Annotated in this window: 17 protein-coding genes; 11 read left to right on the plus strand and 6 right to left on the minus strand. The window is 64.5% G+C overall.

The genetic code is table 11. The features are described from left to right. The gene (locus CH302_RS24350; RefSeq protein WP_037195030.1) at positions 1 to 312 is read right to left on the minus strand and encodes an antibiotic biosynthesis monooxygenase family protein; all 312 of its coding nucleotides are present in this window, start codon (positions 310 to 312) and stop codon (positions 1 to 3) included. Between the two features lie 36 nt (positions 313 to 348). Between CH302_RS24350 and CH302_RS24355 the strand changes: the two genes are divergently transcribed. Next, positions 349 to 1,086, plus strand: coding sequence for an alpha/beta fold hydrolase (locus CH302_RS24355; RefSeq protein ID WP_037195032.1), 738 nt, complete (start codon positions 349 to 351; stop codon positions 1,084 to 1,086). 5 nt (positions 1,087 to 1,091) lie between these two features. Beyond that, positions 1,092 to 1,901: an alpha/beta fold hydrolase gene (locus CH302_RS24360; RefSeq protein ID WP_037195576.1), complete on the plus strand. Its 810-nt coding sequence runs from the start codon at positions 1,092 to 1,094 to the stop codon at positions 1,899 to 1,901. A 22-nt stretch (positions 1,902 to 1,923) separates the two neighbouring features. On the opposite strand, the gene CH302_RS24365 is transcribed toward CH302_RS24360, so the two are convergent. After that, positions 1,924 to 2,268, minus strand: coding sequence for a MerR family transcriptional regulator (locus tag CH302_RS24365; RefSeq protein ID WP_037195034.1), 345 nt, complete (start codon positions 2,266 to 2,268; stop codon positions 1,924 to 1,926). 56 nt (positions 2,269 to 2,324) lie between these two features. Here CH302_RS24365 and CH302_RS24370 point away from each other — a divergent pair, with 56 nt between their 5' ends. Continuing rightward, positions 2,325 to 2,885 (plus strand): RBBP9/YdeN family alpha/beta hydrolase, encoded by a 561-nt coding sequence (locus CH302_RS24370; RefSeq protein ID WP_037195036.1) that lies wholly within the window; start codon positions 2,325 to 2,327, stop codon positions 2,883 to 2,885. A 13-nt stretch (positions 2,886 to 2,898) separates the two neighbouring features. Here CH302_RS24370 and CH302_RS24375 read toward each other — a convergent pair whose 3' ends face one another. Next, on the minus strand, positions 2,899 to 3,783 hold the full coding sequence (locus CH302_RS24375; protein WP_037195578.1) for an A/G-specific adenine glycosylase: 885 nt from the start codon (positions 3,781 to 3,783) through the stop codon (positions 2,899 to 2,901). 121 nt (positions 3,784 to 3,904) lie between these two features. Here CH302_RS24375 and CH302_RS24380 point away from each other — a divergent pair, with 121 nt between their 5' ends. The 3 genes from CH302_RS24380 (at position 3,905) to CH302_RS24390 (ending at position 6,260) form a co-directional block, all read left to right on the plus strand. Next, complete coding sequence (locus CH302_RS24380) at positions 3,905 to 4,531, plus strand: carbonic anhydrase (RefSeq protein ID WP_037195038.1); 627 nt, start codon at positions 3,905 to 3,907, stop codon at positions 4,529 to 4,531. 91 nt (positions 4,532 to 4,622) lie between these two features. Beyond that, positions 4,623 to 5,360, plus strand: coding sequence for a hypothetical protein (locus CH302_RS24385; protein WP_037195040.1), 738 nt, complete (start codon positions 4,623 to 4,625; stop codon positions 5,358 to 5,360). Between the two features lie 15 nt (positions 5,361 to 5,375). Then, the gene (locus CH302_RS24390; protein WP_037195042.1) at positions 5,376 to 6,260 is read left to right on the plus strand and encodes an SCO6745 family protein; all 885 of its coding nucleotides are present in this window, start codon (positions 5,376 to 5,378) and stop codon (positions 6,258 to 6,260) included. Positions 6,261 to 6,263: 3 nt separating this feature from the next. Here CH302_RS24390 and CH302_RS24395 read toward each other — a convergent pair whose 3' ends face one another. After that, the gene (locus CH302_RS24395) at positions 6,264 to 6,857 is read right to left on the minus strand and encodes a nitroreductase family protein (RefSeq protein ID WP_037195043.1); all 594 of its coding nucleotides are present in this window, start codon (positions 6,855 to 6,857) and stop codon (positions 6,264 to 6,266) included. Between the two features lie 145 nt (positions 6,858 to 7,002). On the opposite strand from CH302_RS24395, the gene CH302_RS24400 reads away from it, so the two are divergent. Continuing rightward, a complete protein-coding gene (locus CH302_RS24400) occupies positions 7,003 to 7,494 on the plus strand; it encodes a VOC family protein (RefSeq protein ID WP_052048047.1) in 492 nt (163 codons plus the stop codon). A 31-nt stretch (positions 7,495 to 7,525) separates the two neighbouring features. Here the strand turns inward: CH302_RS24400 and CH302_RS24405 are convergent, their stop codons facing one another. Beyond that, entirely contained in the window at positions 7,526 to 8,167 is a 642-nt protein-coding gene (locus tag CH302_RS24405) for a TetR/AcrR family transcriptional regulator (RefSeq protein WP_052048048.1), read from the minus strand. Positions 8,168 to 8,311: 144 nt separating this feature from the next. On the opposite strand from CH302_RS24405, the gene CH302_RS24410 reads away from it, so the two are divergent. From CH302_RS24410 to CH302_RS24425, 4 genes are all read left to right on the plus strand, one after another. Continuing rightward, on the plus strand, positions 8,312 to 9,013 hold the full coding sequence (locus tag CH302_RS24410) for a GntR family transcriptional regulator (RefSeq protein ID WP_230596473.1): 702 nt from the start codon (positions 8,312 to 8,314) through the stop codon (positions 9,011 to 9,013). A 334-nt stretch (positions 9,014 to 9,347) separates the two neighbouring features. Beyond that, complete coding sequence (locus CH302_RS24415) at positions 9,348 to 10,310, plus strand: sugar ABC transporter substrate-binding protein (RefSeq protein WP_176460771.1); 963 nt, start codon at positions 9,348 to 9,350, stop codon at positions 10,308 to 10,310. A gap of 157 nt (positions 10,311 to 10,467) precedes the next feature. Then, positions 10,468 to 11,460 carry an ABC transporter permease gene (locus CH302_RS24420; protein ID WP_052048049.1) on the plus strand — a complete coding sequence of 331 codons (993 nt, stop codon included), beginning with the start codon at positions 10,468 to 10,470 and terminating at the stop codon, positions 11,458 to 11,460. Then, positions 11,457 to 12,968 carry a sugar ABC transporter ATP-binding protein gene (locus CH302_RS24425; protein WP_037195047.1) on the plus strand — a complete coding sequence of 504 codons (1,512 nt, stop codon included), beginning with the start codon at positions 11,457 to 11,459 and terminating at the stop codon, positions 12,966 to 12,968. The genes CH302_RS24420 and CH302_RS24425 overlap by 4 nt, the downstream gene beginning before the upstream one ends. A gap of 40 nt (positions 12,969 to 13,008) precedes the next feature. Here CH302_RS24425 and disA read toward each other — a convergent pair whose 3' ends face one another. Next, complete coding sequence (gene disA / locus CH302_RS24430; protein WP_037195049.1) at positions 13,009 to 14,094, minus strand: DNA integrity scanning diadenylate cyclase DisA; 1,086 nt, start codon at positions 14,092 to 14,094, stop codon at positions 13,009 to 13,011. Between the last annotated feature and the right edge of the window lie 98 nt (positions 14,095 to 14,192).

The raw sequence follows: 14,192 nt of genomic DNA on the forward strand, positions 1-14,192 counted from the left end.
TCACGACGTGGCAGGCACGTCCAGTACGACCTCGAATTCGAGCAGTGATGCTCCGGACGAGACCGGCTTGGCGGCGCTGGGTCCGGCGTGAGCCTCCCGCGACGGTCCTGCCGACCACGCCTGGAACGACTCCTCGTCTTCCCACTGGGTGACGACGAAGTAGCGCGATTCGCCCTTCACCGGCCGCAGCAGTTGGAATCCGAGGAAGCCCGGGGAGCCGTCGACCGACCCGGCGCGCGCGGCGAAGCGCTTCTCGAGTTCGGGGCCTGCGCCCTCGGGTACGTCGATCGCATTGATCTTCACAATGGCCATGCCCGCGAGATTACTCCGCCGTTATGCTCGGCGGTGATGCTCTACGACGAGGGTGGATCCGGCCGTTCGATTCTGCTGCTGCACGGGCTGATGGGCAGCGCCGCCACCTGGCGGCGGCAGGTTCCGTGGCTGCGAGAATTCGGTCACGTGCACACCTACGATGCGCCGGGGCACCGTCGCCCCCCTCCTGCCGAGCTCACGACCGAGTTCTTCGTGGCCGACCTGCTCGAGCATCTCGACCGGTTGGGTCCCAGTGTGCTGATCGGTCATTCGATGGGCGCACTGCACGGTTGGTGTGCGGCCGCCGAGCGACCCGACATGGTCACCGCCATGGTGGTCGAGGACATAGCCCCGGACTTCAGGGGCCGGACCGCAGATGACTGGGCCGCGATGATCCGGGCGTGGCCGCAACCCTTTCCCGACGCCGATGCGGTGCGGGCGTTCTTCGGAGATGTTGCGGGACAATACTTTCTGGATTCCTTCGTGCGAAGCGACGACGGCTGGCGGCTGCACGGTGAGGTGGACTTCTTCGAAGCGATCTCGCAGGAGTGGGGCACCCGGCACTTCTGGGACGAGTGGGATGCCGTCGACGCTCCGGTGTTGCTGATCGAGGGTGAACACACGATCACCCCGGCCGGTCAGATGCAGCGGATGCACGCGCGCAAGCCCGGATCGGTGTACGTGCGGGTCGAGAAGGCAGCGCATCTGATTCACGACGAGGCACCCGAGCGGTATCGCACGGCGGTCGAGGAGTTCCTGCGCGCACTAGGATGATCCGAATGCCGCTCGCGAAGCTCAACGGAATCGACCTCAACTACGACGTCACCGGCGACGGTCCGCTCGTGGTGTTGGTGATGGGCACCGGTAGCCCCGGACGAGTCTGGCGAACCCATCAGGTTCCGGTGCTGGTGAAGCAGGGGTACCGGGTCGTCACCTTCGACAATCGAGGTATCGCACCGTCTTCCGAGTGCGCGAGCGGGATGACGCTGGACGACCTGGTTGCCGACACCGCTGCCCTCATCGAACACCTCGGCGGCGGTGCAGCACGCGTCATCGGCACCTCGATGGGTGCCCGCGTCACCCAGGAATTGGCTTTGGCCAGGCCGGATCTGGTCTCGCATGCAGTGATGATGGCCACCTTCGGCAAGACCACCACCTTTCGTGCGCAGATGTCGAAGGGGGAGAAGGACCTTCACGACTCCGGGATCGAACTACCCGCGTCGTACCGGGCTGCGATGACTGCGATGCAGAACTTCTCGCCGAAGACGCTGGCCGACGATACTGCGATCGGTGACTGGCTGGCGATCCTCGAATACTCCGGCGGCAAGAAGACGGCGGGTATGCGGGCGCAGATCGGGCTCGAAATGCGCATCGGGACAGACCGATTGGCTGCGTACCGCGCAATCAGGGCGAAATCTCTGGTGATCGGATTTGCCGATGACCGCATGATCCCGGTGCAGCAGTGCCGCGACGTCGCCGACGCGATACCGGGTGCGCAGTACGTCGAGATCGCCGACACCGGCCATTTCGGCTACCTCGAACGCCCCGACGCGGTCAACGCCGCACTCGTGGAATTTCTCTCTCGGTAGTGTCATTCTGCGCGGCGGCGGGCTATGAGGTGAGTGCGCCGAGTCGCTCCCGTGTCTGCTCGAGTTCGGCTTGTCGTCGCTCGAGGCGGGCCGAGATCGCGTCCACCTCGGCGCGAAGTCGAGGACACATGTCCAGGGTGACGCCGTGGTCGCCCGTTCGTGCGCAGTCGAGGTACCGACCGATGGTGGCCGTCGTGAGCCCCGCGGCGATCATCGACCTGATCTGCAGCACGCGCGGTACGTCCGCCTCGGCATATGCCCGGTAGCCGTTGGCGTCGCGGTGCGGAACGAGTACCCCGTGACTGTCGTAGTGGCGTAGGGCGCGCGCCGACACCCCGGTTCGCGCAGCGAGCTCGCTGATCAACATCTGTTGCCTCCCGGACTTGACCTTCTCGCCGGCGTCAACCCTTATCGTCCGGCACTATGGCACTCACAACCAGCAGACGGGCCGTGATCTTCCACGGCTACCGGGCGACGCCCGAGGATCATTGGTTCGGTTGGCTCGCCGAACAATTGGACAGCACTGGAATCTCGACGCACATCCCTCCGCTACCGGATCCTGCGGCGCCGGATCGCGATCGCTGGCAGGCAGAGGTAGCAGCGGTACTCGGAACGCCAGGGCCCGACACGATCGTGGTTGCGCACAGCTTGGGTTGTCTTGCCGTCCTACGGCACCTCGCCACCCTCGTGGAGCCGTGGCGGATGGGGGCGCTCGTACTGGTGTCGGGGTTCGTCGACCCGCTACCTGCGCTACCCGTTCTCGACGGCTTCGTTGCCGACGGCGTGATGCTGTCCGGGATGCAGGACCACATCGGGTCGATCTCGATCCTGCGCTCGGACGACGACCCGATCGTTCCCCCCGCTCACACCGATCGTCTGGCTCGTCTGCTCGACGCGCCGGTGCAGATCGTCCCCGGCGCGGGCCACTTCCTCGCCGCCGACGGAGTCACCTCCCTGCCTGCCGTCCTGGACGCCGTCACCTGACGTGGCTGCGCTGTCAGCCGTCCGAACCCTCACCTGCGAGTGCGAACAGTCCCGACTCCGTCTGTTCGATCAATCCGTCGGTCAGCAGTGAATCGAGAGCTCGGTCGCGTTGTGTCGGGTCGGTGGGCCAGACGATGTCGAGTTCGGCGCGCTCGACCGGGCCGGTGCTCTCACGCAGTACGGACATGAGTTTGCCTCGAACCTGACGATCCGTGCCCGCGAACTTCTGGACCTTCTTCGCAGGGCCGGTGTGCGCGGGTCTGCCTGCCTCGATCCAGGCGCACGCCGGGAGTGGGCACAGCAGGCATGCCGGATTCTTGGCCGTACAGATCAGTGCGCCCAGTTCCATCAACGCCGCGGAGTAGCGGGCGGCACGCGGGACGCTCTGCGGGAGCAACTGTTCGACGTCGGCGAGATCCCTTGTCGTGGATGGATTTCCAGGCTCGGCGTTACCGTGCAACGCACGCGCGACGACGCGTCGAACATTGGTGTCGACCACCGGAACTCGCTGACCGTAAGCGAAACACGCCACCGCGCGCGCGGTGTATGCACCGATACCCGGCAGGCCCAACAGCGTCTCGACGTCGGCGGGCACCTCGTCGCCGTACTCGTCGGCGAGAACGCGGGAGCACTCGTGCAACCGCAGTGCTCGACGCGGATAGCCCAACTTGCCCCACGCGCGAAGCACCTCGGCCTGCGAGGACGAGGCCATCGCAGACGGCACCGGCCAACGCTGCACCCACTGCTCCCAGATGGGCGCGACCCGCACCACCGGCGTCTGCTGCAGCATGATCTCGCTCATCAGGATCTGCCACGCGCTGACGCCGGGCTTCCGCCACGGCAGATCGCGTCCGTCGGTGTCGAACCACCCGACCAGAGCGTCGGCATCGATCGGCAAGTGGTCGCCCTTCTCGTCAGGTCTGTGATCGGTCTCAACAGTAGCCAACCCGACTCGCCGGTAGCTCGATCCACGTGGACCCAACTCGCCGTGCGCCCGCCGCGCGTGCACAATGAAACCCATGCCTGCTTCGAATCCGATCGCTGCCTGGAAGTCCCTCAAGGAAGGCAACCAACGGTTTGTCTCCGGGGAGGTCCTGCACCCGTCGCAGGGCATCGAGGATCGTGCCCGCCTCGAAAGTGCTCAGCACCCCAGCGCCATCCTGTTCGGTTGCGCCGACTCTCGTGTTGCTGCCGAGATCATCTTCGACCAGGGCCTGGGTGACATGTTCGTCGTGCGCACCGCCGGTCACGTGGTCGATTCCGCTGTCCTGGGCTCCATCGAGTACGGCGTCGCCGTGCTCGCGGCCCCGCTGATCGTGGTGCTCGGCCACGATCACTGCGGTGCAGTCAAGGCGACGGTCGACGCCCTCGAGAGTGGTGACGTACCCGGTGGCTACATCCGCGACGTCGTCGAACGCGTCACCCCGTCGGTGCTCTCGGCCCGTCGCGACGGCTACCAGGCCGTCGACGAGTTCGAGGCCCGCCACGTCGAGGAAACCGGCAATCTGCTGATGCAGCGTTCGCGGATCGTCGCCGAGAAGGTCGAAGCCGGGGAACTCGCGATCGTCGGCCTCACCTACCAGCTGTCGAAGGGGCATGCGCAGCTGCGTGAGGTCATCGGCGACATCGGCGAAATGCCTGCCTGAGTCGACTCGGATCCCATCTCGGTGAGTTCGCCGGCGCGACACGCCGTGTGGGCTCAGGGATAGCGTGGCTTCGGCCGCATACGGTTGATTCGTGTTGGAACCGACCGGGCCTTTGCCTCCCGAAATCTATTGGCGACGCCGTGCGCTCGCCATCGGTGCGGCCGTTGTCGTCCTCGGATTGATCGTGTGGTTCATCGCCTCGCTCAGTGGCGGTTCCGACGACACCGAGGCCGCTCCCGCAGGTGTCGTTGCGGCTCCGGCGACGTCCTCGTCCCTGCCCTCACCCAGCTCTTCTGCCACCGACAGTGATTCGGGCGGTTCCGGTGGTTCGGGCGGCGGCTCGGGTGGTTCCGGCGGCTCGGGTGGCGGAACGGACTCCGCTGCCGGTGGTGGCGCAGCTGCCACGACCAGCGGTGCGCCGGCTCCCGTGATCTCCAATCAGTGCCCGGATCAATCGCTCGCGATCAAGGTGACGCCGGAGCAGGCCACCTACCGTCTGGGCGAAGAGCCCGTGTTCACCGTGGTCATCACCAACATCGGCTCCACCGAATGCCAGCGTGACGTCGGTGCCGGGTTGCAGCAGGCACTCGTCTACACCCTCGACAATCAGCGCATCTGGTCCAACATCGACTGCTTCCCCAACGCCGCATCGGATCTGCGTACCTTCAAGCCCGGCGAACAGGCCGGCTTCACCGTCAAGTGGTCCGGCACCAATTCGGTTCCCGGATGCGGCGAAGAGCGCATCCCGGTCGGTGTCGGTGCCTACCAGGCGATCGCCCAGCTCGGTGAACTCAAGAGCGCGCCGGAGCCGTTCAACATCACCGGCTGAGTACGGTCGAATGTCATGACCACTTCGACGGCTCTCGCTCGCTCCGCCTACAAGACGCTCGAACCCTTTCACGTCACCGCGTACTTCAACCCCGAACTGGGTGCGGCATACGAGGACACCGGCCTCGACGGTCACGCCTGGTACGTCGGAGCTCGGGCGGCCCCGATGGGACCGTGCGCGCCGAGTGTCGTCGCCGCTGCGTTCTACAACTTCAATCCGGTACTGATCGAGCGTGCGTGGCCTGCTGCCGTGGCCGTCGGCCTGGAGACGGTGTCCGATCGTCGATGGGCCCTGCTCGACTCCGTTCTCGGAACGGCTCTCGGCTCCTTGGCGGCCGACCCTGCTTTGGCCACGTTGGCAGGCCGTCTGGGCGACATCGGCGACACCGCCTCGTTCGCGGGCCGACCGCTCGCGGCCGCATGGCACTCCGCCGCTCGACCCGAGACGCCGCATCTCGCCCTCTGGCACTCGATCACCGTCCTTCGCGAATGGCGCGGCGACGGACACCTCGCCGCTTTGATCGACGCAGAACTCGACCCGACGGAAGCCGCCGTCTTCCACGAGGCCGACCGCACGACCCCGCAGCCCGGCCGTCGGGCGCTCGGCAAGCGCATCACGCAGCTGACCAGGCAGTGGTCCGAGAGCGAATGGGGTTCTGCTGCAGAGCGACTCGCTGCCCGCGGGCTGATCACCATCTCTGCCGAGGGTGAGATGTTGACCGATGACGGTGCCGCACTCGATCAGCACATCGAGGATCGCACCGACATCATGGCCTCGGCCGTATGGAAGAACGTCGAGGACGCCGAGCAGTTGATCACCAGCGCCCGGCCGTACGTCAAGGCCGTGATCGACGCAGGCTTCCTGCCGGGGACGAAGAAGGCTTCGGCACCGCCGTCCTAGGTGTCAGTCCCGTCGGAGCACGAGAGTCTCGAGGGGGATTCGTTCTCGAGGCTCGTTCTCCTTCTCGGCGGTACCGGCATCGAGGGCATCGAGCGAACCGGCGGCTCCGACGGCGGTGATGGTGCGCGGCACGAGGTGGGCCGAGAGTCCCAGCAATTCAGCGGCCCGTGCGGCGTCGAATCCGGCCATCTGCCTCGCTACCAGACCGAGGTGGTGCGCTTGGATCACCAAACATGCGACGGCCTGGCCGGTGTCGTAATCGGCGGTCTTGTAGGGCTTTCCATCCGGAGCGGTGTCGACCCGGATGGCGAGCACGAGCATCGACGCGCGTGGTGCCCAGAGGCGATTGCCGGCACCGAGCACCGACGCCAACAGATCGAAAGTCTCGGTTCCGCGGACGCCGACGACGAAGCGTCGGGGTTGACTGTTCGATCCCGACGGTGCCCACCGGGCCGCCTCGAGCATGGAGGAGACCGATTCTGCGTCGATGACGTGGTCGGGATCGAACGATCGAGGGCTCGACCGATCCGCCAGAATTCGGGCTATGGGTGCCTCTGTCTGGGCGGACTCCTTGTAGGACTTTCCGAGCGTTTTCACCGACGTACCTTTCGCGTTGTCGTCATCGGCGGTGTTCCGCCCTGGTCAGCGTTAGACCGTTGCCAATACTTGCAGTCAGTGCAACACTGCATTGAGTGCAAGTTTAGCCCATTTCGGGTCCGCGAGCGCGCAGAGGAGAAGGCTCATGCCGAAGGTAGCCAGGCTCGGTCACGTCGGCCTGTTCGTGAACGATCAGGAGATCATGCTCGAGTTCTACTCGCGGTTTCTCGGCATGACGGTCATCGACAGAGACGATCGACGTGTCTTTCTCGCCTCGTGTCCCGACGACGATCATCATGACCTGTTGCTCGCCGAAGATCGGGAACGGTGCAACGAACCGCAACGGTTGTCGTTCGTCCTCGACACTCTGTCCGATCTCCGAGAGTTCTATGCGCAGATACTCGAGCGCGGTTACCAGATCGATCGGGTCAGCAACCACGGCAACGCGATCGGATGCTACTTCCGTGATCCCGAGTTCAATCGGGTCGAGGTGTACTGGCACACCGACATCGACTGCCCGCAGCCGTGCAACGACACCATCGACCTGACGCTGTCCGAGGATCGGATACTCGATGTGCTCGACGAGATGGAGGCATCGGCGGGCCTGCTGTTGCCCCGAACGATGGCGTCCTGCTGATCGATCGTTTCGCCGCCGCTGCGGGCCGAAGTTACTGCTCGTCCGTCAGCAACAGGGCGAATTGGTGGATGACGCCTGCCATCGCGTCTCGTCGCGACAGGGTGTCGTTCTGCCCGTCCGACAGCCAGTCGTCGACGCCGAACCGGATTGCACCGCCGACGATCGTCACCAGCAGTCGCGCTTCTTCTCTCGGAGTTACCCCCCGTCCCAAGCGTCGCCGTCCTGGACGTGCTGCGAACTCCTCCTCGACGACGATGATCAGCTCGTTCTCGAACCGGTCGATGGCCGAGCGATGCACGTGGAGAAGCTCGGGGGTGGACTGGATGAGAGCTTTACGCCTGCGCTGGAGTTCGGAAGAACCGTCGAGTGCGGGTGCGCAGGCGTCGAACACGTCTATTGTGCCCTGCAGTACGGTCGGTGCCTCGGCCAGTTGCCGTCGGATCTCGTCGAGATCTCCCAGTGCGATGGTGGGGCCCGAAATCGCCTCGTCGCGCTGAGGGAAGTAGTTGAACATCGTCCGCAAGGACACATTGGCCGCGTCGGCAATCGCCTGTGCCGTCGTGCCCGCATATCCGTGTTCGGTGGCGATGCGGATGGCGGCTTCCTCGATCGCTTCCCGAGTTCGTTCCTTCTTGAGGGAGCGAAGGCCCTGGCTGGGAGCGTCGAGTTGCATGAAATGCAGTGTTGCACTCAATGCAATGAAGGGCAAGGGACGTACCCGCGGAATGTGAAGCCAGTCCTGCCGCCCAGGTCGCGAAAGGCCGTCGAGGTAGTCTCGAGCCCAGTTGTGTGCTCGTTGTCGGCCGGGAGGACACGGTTGAGTAAGTCGAATTCGGTCCGTTCGATCGATGTGGTGTCCGTGGTCGATCAAGTCACCGCGGAGATCAGGCGATCGATCTACTCGGGAGACCTGCACCCGGGCCAGGAGTTCTCGCTGCGTCAGATCGCCGAGCAGCTCGGGGTGAGTCTAATTCCGGTCCGTGAGTCCCTTCGGCGGCTCGAATTCCAGGGACTGATCGTCACCCGTCGGGCCAAGAGCGCCTTCGTCGCGCCGCTCGACCCTCAGGAATTTCGCGACATCTACCGGTTGCGGCTGCGCATCGAGCCGGAGCTCGTCGAACGCGCGTGCGTGTTGCTGACGCCCGCCGACTTCGAGCGATTGGATGTCATGCAGCGCGCGCACGCGGCCGCGCGTGACAGCGATGAGCGGTGGGAAGCGCACGTGGCCCTGCACAGCGAGATCATTCGGCCGGCGGCAACGACCTGGGACATGCGTGTTCTCGAAACCCTGTGGCACGCGTCGGAGCGGTACGTTCGGTATGCCTTCGGCCGGCTGGAAGCGGAATCGCGCGAACCGGAACGTCGAGACCACGCGCACGGTGAGCTTCTGGCGGTGTTGCGTACCGGTGATCCCGAGGGGTCGTACTCGGCAATCGAAGCGCATTTGAGGAACACCGAGGAGATCGTCCTCCGCGCCCTCGCGGATGCACCCATGACGGCAGCGCCCCGCATTCACTGATCTCGTTCTGCCGATCGTTCGGTGCGTTTCTTGCCCGGTTTGCTGTTATCAAATGTTTCGAGATCTTATTGCAGTGCATGCAATTTTGCTGTTACTGTCCTCACAGGCCGGGCCAGGTGTTAGCCCGCTCACATCTTGTGATCCGTTCTCAGCGTGATCTCCCCGACCCGATTGGATGACCATGAAGTCGTCGACGACATCGTCCAGGATCCACCGAACGCCCGTCTGGCTGGCCATGACCAGCTGCGTGATCGTGGGTGTTGTGGCTTGCAGCAGCGGCACCTCTGCCGAATCGGCCGGAGGTGAGACCGCTGCGGCGGGCGATGACGCTGCCGTGAGCACTGAGGTCGTGTGGACCGCCGCCCCAGCGGGTTACCTGGAGGCCGGCGGTGTCGAGCTGCCCAGCTCGTACCCGGAGCCGACCGGAAGTCCGGGAGAGAACTGCAAGATCGGTTACATCACGCCGACCAACGCCATTCCCGGCATCCAGAAGGAGATCGACGGGGCTACCGGCGTCGCAACGGAATTCGGCTGCAGCATGGTCGTCAAGGACGGTCAGCTCAGTCCGCAAACCCAGGTCACCGCCGTTCAGTCCCTACTGGCCGAAGGTGTCCGCGCGATCATCGTCAACCCGGTCGATCCGGCCGCGCTCGCCGCACCGATCGAGCAGGCAAACGGGGCGAACGTGCCGGTGATCACCGTCGACGCGCCTCCGGGGCCCGGTGACGAGAACCTCGCAGGTGTCACGAGCACGGTTCTTCAGTCTCGCGACATGGCCGCATTCGAGATGGCCGCCGCGGTCGCCGAAGCCCAACCCGACGGCAAGGTCGGGATGATATATCCGGCATTCCAATCGAAGAACCTTCAGTACCAGGTGGAACGGTTCCAGTACTGGGGCGAGGAACTCGGCCTCGAATTCGTCGCTCAGGAGGAAGTCGCCGCTCATTCTCCGGAGTCGGTCTCGACGGCGACAAGCGCTCTGCTGCAACAGAATCCGCAGATCACCGCGGTCATGGCCTACAACGACTCTGCGGCGTCGGCAGCAGCTGCAGTCGTACGCACATTGGGGCGTACGGACATTGTGGTCACCGGAGTCAACGGCGACTCGGGAACGACAGGCCTTATCGCGGACGGCAGGATTCTGGCTACTTGGGCCTTCGACAACACATCTATGGGCGAGCAGGAAGGTCGAGCGGCAATCAATGCAGCCAACGGGGTCGAGATTCCGGAAAAGGTGCTTTCTCCCGGTGCGGTCATCGACAAGAACAACGTCTCCAGCTACGAGCCCCAAGCCTGACCGGGTTCATGCAAAAACCGTTTCCTCTCGCACGAACGATCACTGACACGAAGGTGAAGTCGCCAGCATGACCTCGACCCCGGAACAAGTAACAAGACCCGAAAAATTGCGAGCAGAAGCTTCCGGCGTATCGCTGGTCGATCGGCCGCCTGCGCTCGTGAGGCTGTGGAAGTCGAGCCGTCATCTACTCCCCGTAGTCTCGCTTCTGGCCTTGATCTTCATCGTTTTCTCGTTCACGAACGAGTACTTTCTGACCGCGGCGAACATGAAGATCCTCATGACGAGCAGTACCGCGCTCTGGGTGATCGCGCTCGGGATGACCTTCGCGATGATCAGCGGCGCTGTCGACCTGTCCATCGGTGCACTGATAGCCCTTCTCGCGATCATGTTCGCAACGCTGATCAACATGGGGTTGCCCAGTGTGCTTGCGTTCGTCGTGACAGTCATCGCAGGTGCACTCATCGGTGGCTTGGTCAACGGAGTCCTCATCGGACGACTACAACTTTCGTTCCTCCTGGTGACCATGGCGACACTGACGGCGTTCACCGGATTCGTCAATATCTGGTCGGACACCAGGTCGATCCCGGTGACCTCGACGGTCACCGACGTCATCGCCTTCGGCGACATCATGGGAATCAATGCGTCGATCTTCATCATGATCGTCACGTTCGCCGTTGCTTTGTTCGTACAGTCGCGCACCTTCTTCGGACGCGACGTGTACGCCGTGGGTGGCAACCCTGTTGCAGCCCGGTTGGCCGGAATCAACGCCACACGCACCACCATCGCGGTCTTCGCGATAGTCGGCATGACAGCCGCGATCGCCGCCGTGGTCGGGATCGGTCGGTCCGCCGCGGCCAGTCCGACGGTGGACAACCTCTTGCCGTTGCAGGCCATCGCCTGCGTTCTGCTCGGGGGTACTGCGATGACCGGCGGATCGGGCGGGGTCGGCGGAACGGTGCTCGGCGTCCTTTTCCTGGCGACGTTGGGGAACGGGCTGAGCCTGTCCGGCATATCGAGCTACTGGCAAGGTGTCGTCACCGGCGTCATCCTGGTGGGAGCCGTTCTTCTCAACAGACTGTCCGGCGGCGCGATGACCCGCCGGCCGATACGCCGATATCACGGAAGTCTCGCGAGAGGACCCGCGAAATGACCGATCACAGTCTGCTGTCGCTGAAGAACCTCGCCAAGCGCTTCGGCGGAGTCCACGCCCTGCGTGACGCCAGCATGAGCATTTCGGCCGCAGGAATGGTGCACGGTCTCATCGGGGCGAACGGCTCAGGGAAGTCGACCCTGCTGGGGATACTTTCCGGTCAGACTTCCCCCGACGAGGGCGAGATCTCCATCGACGGCCGTACCGTCACGCTGTCGTCGCCGACCAAAGCGTTGAGCCTCGGCATCGCCATGGTGTCGCAAGAAACCGCGTACGCACCAGATCTCACCGTGGCCGAGAACGTTCTGATGGGCCGTCGGCTGGAGCGGTCGATGTTCGGAATCGACTGGCGCGCAAGCAACGAGAAGGCAGCCCGAATCCTGAAGGATCTCGAGCTGGAACTCGACATCGACAGGTTGGTTCGGGATCTGCGTCCCGATCAGCGTCAGATGGTCGAAATCGCCAGGGCGATATCGATGAACGCACGCATTCTGGTTCTCGACGAGCCGACGAGCTCTCTGGACGGTCACGAAGCCCAGGCACTGTTCGAAGTCGTTCGGAGCCTGAAAAGTCAAGGGGTATCGGTGGTTCTGGTGTCACACCGACTCGATGAGCTCTTCGACATGTGTGACAGTCTCACGGTACTGCGAGACGGGGTGACCGTCGCAGAAGGGCCACTCGACGACTTCACGCCGGACGCGGTGATCGACGCGATGATCGGTCGACATCGAGCGCAGGCCGTGACTCGCATCGGTGGTACTCCCCGGGCAGACCAGCCGCCGGCCCTGGTGGTCGAGCAGCTGAGTTCGCCGCGCGCCCTGAACGAGGTGTCGTTGTCCGTGCAGCCGGGGGAGATCGTCGGGCTTGCGGGTCAGGTCGGCTCAGGGCGGAGCGAGCTTCTCGAATGCATCTTCGGTACCCGGTTCGTGTCGTCCGGCGATCTCGCAGTCGGCGGTACGCCACACGTGCCGTCGAACTCGGCTGCGGCGATCAGGGCAGGGCTGGCCTTCGTCCCGCCCGACCGCAAGGGCCAAGGATTGGTGTTGTCGGGTTCCATCCGATCGAACCTGATGTCGGTGGCCATGGCCGACCGAGCCCGCCTCGGGATGCCGAGCATCAAGACCGAGGACGGAATCATTGCCGACCTCGTCGAGCGCATGAGCATCCGGATGCACGGAGTCGAGGATCCGGTCAGCACGCTCAGCGGCGGAAATCAGCAGAAGATCGCCATCGGCAAGTGGCTGACTCGGTCGCCTCGCGTGATCATGCTGGACGAACCGACACGAGGCGTCGACGTCGCCGCGAAGGCCGAGGTTCACGGTTTGCTCCGCGACATCGCCGCCGAGGGTGCAGCGCTGTTGGTCAGCTCCAGTGAACTGCCCGAGCTTCTCGGACTGTGTGATCGGATCCTGGTGATGGCTCAGGGCCGGATCGTCGCGTCGGCAGCGACGGCCGACGCACCGGACGAGGCCACGCTGATCCGATACATGACCATGGTTCGAGCGTGATACCGCGAGCTCCTGGCACGAAGACGGTTCGGCAGGGCGTCTAGTCGTACGGGCCCGAGATCGAGGCCTCGGCCAGTCTGGAGAGGCCCTCGCGGATGTGGCGAGCCCACAGGCCACCGATACCGTCGACGGACTGCAGGTCGGCTGCGGTGGCCGCGAGCAGCCCCTGCAGGGTGCCGAACGCGCCGACCAGTCGGTGAATCTGGCTGAACTGCAACCTCGGAACTCGGGTGAGTACTCGGTACCCGCGAGGGCTCATCGGTGTGTCGAGGGCTTCGATGGTCGCGGGATAGCCGAACGCGCGGGCCAGCGTCGTCAAGTCCAGCAGATCGACATCGGTCAGCTTGTCCAGTGCGGCGAGCGCCTTCTCGACCCCGGTGGTGCTCGACGGTTCGTTGCCGGCGAGGTAGTCGCGCACGATCAGTTGGCGATCGACGTCGTTGTCGCCCAACAACTCTTCGAGCTGAAGAGCGAGCTGACGGCCGTCGGTGCCGAGTTCGAGGACGTTCTGCTCGATCTCCACCGACACCCGCCGCACCATCTCGAGCCGCTGCGCGACGGTCAGGGCGTCGCGCAGGGTCACGAAGTCCTCGATCTCGACCACCGAGAGCTGCCTCGTGTTGTCGTCGAGACGGGCCTTGTAGCGCTCGAGGGTCGCGACGGCCTGATTGGCGCGCGAGAGGATGGTGGCCGAGCCCTCCACGACGTGTCTGATGCCGCCGATGTACACGCTGACGATGCTCATCGATTGGCTCACGGAGACAACGGGATAGCCGGTCTGCATTGCGGTTCGTTCGGCGGCGCGGTGCCGGGTACCGGACTCGACGGTGGGAATCTTGTGGTCGGGGACCAGCTGGACGTTGGATCGGACGATGCGCTTGCCGTCGGTCGAAAGCACCACTGCGCCATCCATTTTCGACAATTCTCGAAGCCTGGTGGGCGCGAATTCGACATCGAGCTCGAAACCGCCGTCGCAGATCGCTTCGACTTCCTCGTCGTAGCCCAGGACGATCAACCCGCCGGTTCGGCCGCGCAGAATTCGTTCGAGGCCGTCCCGCAGGGCGGTTCCCGGTGCGAGCCGGGCAATGGTCTCGCGCAACGCTGGGGACGGTGTGGTGCCCTCCATGGCCAACCCCCTCGTGTCGTTCAAGCGCGGCCGAGTGTCTGCTCGTGCGGTGGGTATGTCCCGTGCGAATAAAGAGTACTGCGCTGCCGCATGCGGGC

The sequence above is a fragment of the Rhodococcus sp. 15-2388-1-1a genome, from assembly GCF_002259145.1.
Lineage (GTDB): Bacteria > Actinomycetota > Actinomycetes > Mycobacteriales > Mycobacteriaceae > Rhodococcoides.

Excerpts from the sequence above, each read along its gene's own strand:
- CH302_RS24350 (WP_037195030.1), bottom strand. The coding sequence starts at position 312 with ATGGCCATTGTGAAGATCAATGCGATCGACGTACCCGAGGGCGCAGGC.
- CH302_RS24355 (WP_037195032.1), top strand. The coding sequence starts at position 349 with ATGCTCTACGACGAGGGTGGATCCGGCCGTTCGATTCTGCTGCTGCAC.
- CH302_RS24360 (WP_037195576.1), top strand. The coding sequence starts at position 1,092 with ATGCCGCTCGCGAAGCTCAACGGAATCGACCTCAACTACGACGTCACC.
- CH302_RS24365 (WP_037195034.1), bottom strand. The coding sequence starts at position 2,268 with ATGTTGATCAGCGAGCTCGCTGCGCGAACCGGGGTGTCGGCGCGCGCC.
- CH302_RS24370 (WP_037195036.1), top strand. The coding sequence starts at position 2,325 with ATGGCACTCACAACCAGCAGACGGGCCGTGATCTTCCACGGCTACCGG.
- CH302_RS24380 (WP_037195038.1), top strand. The coding sequence starts at position 3,905 with ATGCCTGCTTCGAATCCGATCGCTGCCTGGAAGTCCCTCAAGGAAGGC.
- CH302_RS24390 (WP_037195042.1), top strand. The coding sequence starts at position 5,376 with ATGACCACTTCGACGGCTCTCGCTCGCTCCGCCTACAAGACGCTCGAA.
- CH302_RS24400 (WP_052048047.1), top strand. The coding sequence starts at position 7,003 with ATGCCGAAGGTAGCCAGGCTCGGTCACGTCGGCCTGTTCGTGAACGAT.
- CH302_RS24405 (WP_052048048.1), bottom strand. The coding sequence starts at position 8,167 with ATGCAACTCGACGCTCCCAGCCAGGGCCTTCGCTCCCTCAAGAAGGAA.
- CH302_RS24425 (WP_037195047.1), top strand. The coding sequence starts at position 11,457 with ATGACCGATCACAGTCTGCTGTCGCTGAAGAACCTCGCCAAGCGCTTC.
- disA (WP_037195049.1), bottom strand. The coding sequence starts at position 14,094 with ATGGAGGGCACCACACCGTCCCCAGCGTTGCGCGAGACCATTGCCCGG.